The organism is Sphingomonas segetis, assembly GCF_009720245.1.
GTDB classification, from domain to species: domain Bacteria; phylum Pseudomonadota; class Alphaproteobacteria; order Sphingomonadales; family Sphingomonadaceae; genus Sphingomicrobium; species Sphingomicrobium segetis.
In genome coordinates this window covers 1-3020 of sequence record NZ_WJSQ01000221.1, presented here as the reverse complement: position 1 = coordinate 3020, position 3020 = coordinate 1, and the positions used below count along the sequence as shown (strand labels likewise).

Genomic DNA, 3020 nt, shown 5'->3' with positions numbered 1-3020 from the left:
GGCGGGCGAGCGGGGAGGCCTTGACGCGGTCGCCGTCCGCACGAGGCGATGAAGCGGGCTGCGGCGGAGCGGCCGGCGTTTCAACCGGCGCCTGCGAGGGAGGCGCCTTCGGAGTCGCGTCGGCCTTGGGCGGTGGCGAGGCTTTCGGCGGTGCCGGCGGCGGAGTGTCCGCCTTGGGCGCGGCGCCGGCTGCGGTGGACGCATCCTCTCCCTCGCCGGCCAGGATCGCGATCGGGGCGCCGACCTTCACGCCGTCGGTTCCCTCAGGCACCAGGATCTTCGCGACCGTCCCCTCGTCGACCGCTTCGAACTCCATCGTCGCCTTGTCGGTCTCGATCTCGGCGAGGATGTCGCCCGACTTCACCTCGTCGCCCTCCTTCACCAGCCATTTGGCGAGCGTTCCCTCCTCCATCGTCGGCGAGAGGGCGGGCATCTTGAGTTCGATCGGCATGAGGGCTTGTCCTGAAAAGGCTCGCGCGGCTCAAAGCCAATGCGGCCACTTAGGTCAAGGGCGCGCCGAAATCCCTGCGCCGCCGCTTGCGCTTAAGCGCGGATTAACGCAGCAATCGTTGCGCATGGGAGACGACCGCAAGCGTACCTATCTCGTCGTCGTCGACGACAGCCAGGAGGCGCGCGTCGCGCTGCGCTTCGCCGCCCGCCGCGCCGCCAAGACCAGCGGCCGCGTCGAGGTGCTCGGGATCGTCGAGCCTCAGGACTTCGTTCAGTTCGGCGGAGTCCAGGCCGCGATCGAGGAAGAGCAGCGGCTGAGAATCCAGGGCGTGGTGAGCTCGGCGATCGGCGAGCTGCTCGACGAGTCGGGGGTCGAAGCGAAAGTCATCGTCCAGCAGGGCGACCCGGTGCGCACCGTGCGCGACTATGTCGGCGAGCGCAGCGAGGTCGCCGCGCTAGTACTCGGCGCCGCGCCGAGCGGCAGCCCGGGCGTGCTGGTCGCCCATTTCACCGGCAACGACGCCGGCAAGCTGCCGTGCCCGGTGATGATCATCCCGGGAAGCCTTAGCGACGAGCGGCTGGAGCAGCTGAGTTGATCTGACTGTTCCCCGGCGAAGGCCGGGGCCCAGGAGCCGCGGAACGCGGCTGTTTTTTTGGGACTGGACCCCGGCCTTCGCCGGGGTACGGCTAGAGGACGCGGGAAAGAATCTCGCCGAGCCTGGCGCAGCCCGCTTCGTCTCCCTCGGTGAAGCGCCCGGTCCTCGGGCTGTCGATGTCGAGCACGCCGATCAGCTGGCCGTCGCGGACCAGCGGGACGACGATCTCGCTGTTCGACGCGCTGTCGCAGGCGATGTGGCCCGGGAAGGCATTGACGTCCTCGACGCGCTGCACCTGCCGGGTCTGCGCTGCGACGCCGCAAACGCCCTCGCCGAACTTGATCCGGATGCACGCCGGGCGGCCCTGGAACGGACCGAGCACCAGCTCCCCCTCCACATTGCGGTAGAAGCCCACCCAGTTCAGCTCGGGAAGTGTTTCCCAGATGAGCGCCGCTGCGTTGGCCATATTGGCGACGGCGTCGGTCTCGCCTGACACCAGCCCCTCCAGCGCGCTCGCGAGGTCGCGGTACATTGTCGCCGGGTCAGCGGCCGTGATCCTGAAGTCGTAGGTCAATCGAACGTCACCTTTCCGCGCCCCTGCTTGACCGCGCTGCGCTGGCGCTTGCTGTCCACCCTTTTCGCCTTGGCCGCACGGCTCGGGCGCGTCGGCTTGCGCTTGGCCTGCACGATATGGGCCGCGGCAATCATTTCCGCCAGCCGCCGGCGCGCATCGGCGCGGTTCGCCTCCTGAGTGCGGAAGCGGCGCGCGGTGATGATCAACTCGCCCGCGCCGGTCACCCGACTTCCGCCGATGCGCCTCAGCCGCTCGTACGCATCGGGATGAAGGCCGAGCTTGAACAGGTCGGCGCGCAGCTGGACCGCGGTCGCGACCTTGTTGACGTTCTGCCCGCCGGGCCCCGTCGCGGCGAGGAAGCTTTCGCTCAGTGCGTCTTCGGGGATTTCAACGTCCTCAGGCTTCATCGCGCCACTCGCCGAAAGTGTCCGGAAGAGGCGCCATCACGTCGATCGCGGGCTTGCCCTGACGCTTCACCACGATCCGCGACGCGTGGAGCAGCATCGGTCCGCCCGGGATCCCGTACACCCGATCGCCGGCGATGCCGCGCCCGAACGCCTCGCGCGCGTGGGCGCGGATCTGGTGCGTGCGGCCGGTGAGCGGCTGAAACTCGACCAGAGTGGAGCCGTCGCGGACCGATAGCTTGCGCCACCGCGTTGTCGCTGGAGAGCCATGAGTATCGGAGACCATTTTCCACCCCGCTTCCGCGGTCGAATGCTTGGCGAGCGGCACATCGATGACCCCCGCGTCCTCGTCGATCTCGCTGGCGACCACCGCCAGATAGTATTTCTCGACCGTCCGCGTCTCGAATGCGTGCTGAAACAGCGCGCGCGCCTTGGGCGTGCGCGCGAACAGCAGGCAGCCGCTGGTGTCGGTGTCGAGCCGGTGCATCGGCGTCGGCGGGCGTTTGAAGCCGCAGCGCAGTTGATCCAGCCTGGATGCAATCGAATCGCCGCCGCGCCGCGGCGTGTCGACCGGCAGCCCGGCGGGCTTGTCGAGCACGATCGCTTCCGCGTCGATGAAGAGAATGCAGTCCGAAAGTTGCACACTGCCACCCATGAACGAGCCGGCTTTCAAGGACAAACGCGCCACGCCTCCTGTGGACAACCGGTGGGTAGCTTGTGGAGTGATTTGTGACTCCTGTGCAACAACTTAAGGAATCCAGCGAGTTAGGAAATATTAACCTTTTCCCTTCAGACCTCGAATGGTTAATGCTTGCTTCAAGGCCGTTAAGCGCGGGTAACGCTTCGGGCCGTGAACGGGGGAAATCACGATGCGCGTGCTGCTGATCGAAGACGAGCCGACGACCGCCAAAAGCATCGAGCTGATGCTCGGTACGGAAGGCTTCAACGTCTATACGACCGACCTTGGCGAGGAAGGCCTCGATCTCGCCAAGCTGT

General features: G+C 67.0%; 6 protein-coding genes. 2 read left to right on the top strand and 4 right to left on the bottom strand.

Annotation, left to right across the window (positions count from 1 at the left end; all coding sequences use genetic code 11):
* A partial coding sequence (locus GH737_RS13975) for a biotin/lipoyl-containing protein (protein ID WP_155265389.1) occupies positions 1–451 on the bottom strand: 451 nt, incomplete at its 3' end.
* A 124-nt stretch (positions 452–575) separates the two neighbouring features.
* Between GH737_RS13975 and GH737_RS13970 the strand changes: the two genes are divergently transcribed.
* The gene (locus tag GH737_RS13970; RefSeq protein ID WP_155265388.1) at positions 576–1046 is read left to right on the top strand and encodes a universal stress protein; all 471 of its coding nucleotides are present in this window, start codon (positions 576–578) and stop codon (positions 1044–1046) included.
* Positions 1047–1137: 91 nt separating this feature from the next.
* On the opposite strand, the gene GH737_RS13965 is transcribed toward GH737_RS13970, so the two are convergent.
* Genes GH737_RS13965 through GH737_RS13955 form a run of 3 tightly spaced genes read right to left on the bottom strand, consistent with a single transcriptional unit; the run spans position 1138 to position 2712 of the window.
* A complete protein-coding gene (locus GH737_RS13965) occupies positions 1138–1578 on the bottom strand; it encodes a GAF domain-containing protein (protein WP_155265391.1) in 441 nt (146 codons plus the stop codon).
* A gap of 38 nt (positions 1579–1616) precedes the next feature.
* Positions 1617–2027: an alternative ribosome rescue aminoacyl-tRNA hydrolase ArfB gene (gene arfB, locus GH737_RS13960; protein ID WP_155265387.1), complete on the bottom strand. Its 411-nt coding sequence runs from the start codon at positions 2025–2027 to the stop codon at positions 1617–1619.
* Positions 2017–2712 (bottom strand): RluA family pseudouridine synthase, encoded by a 696-nt coding sequence (locus GH737_RS13955; RefSeq protein ID WP_338061787.1) that lies wholly within the window; start codon positions 2710–2712, stop codon positions 2017–2019. The genes arfB and GH737_RS13955 overlap by 11 nt, the downstream gene beginning before the upstream one ends.
* A gap of 181 nt (positions 2713–2893) precedes the next feature.
* On the opposite strand from GH737_RS13955, the gene GH737_RS13950 reads away from it, so the two are divergent.
* A partial coding sequence (locus tag GH737_RS13950; RefSeq protein WP_476749621.1) for a response regulator occupies positions 2894–3020 on the top strand: 127 nt, incomplete at its 3' end.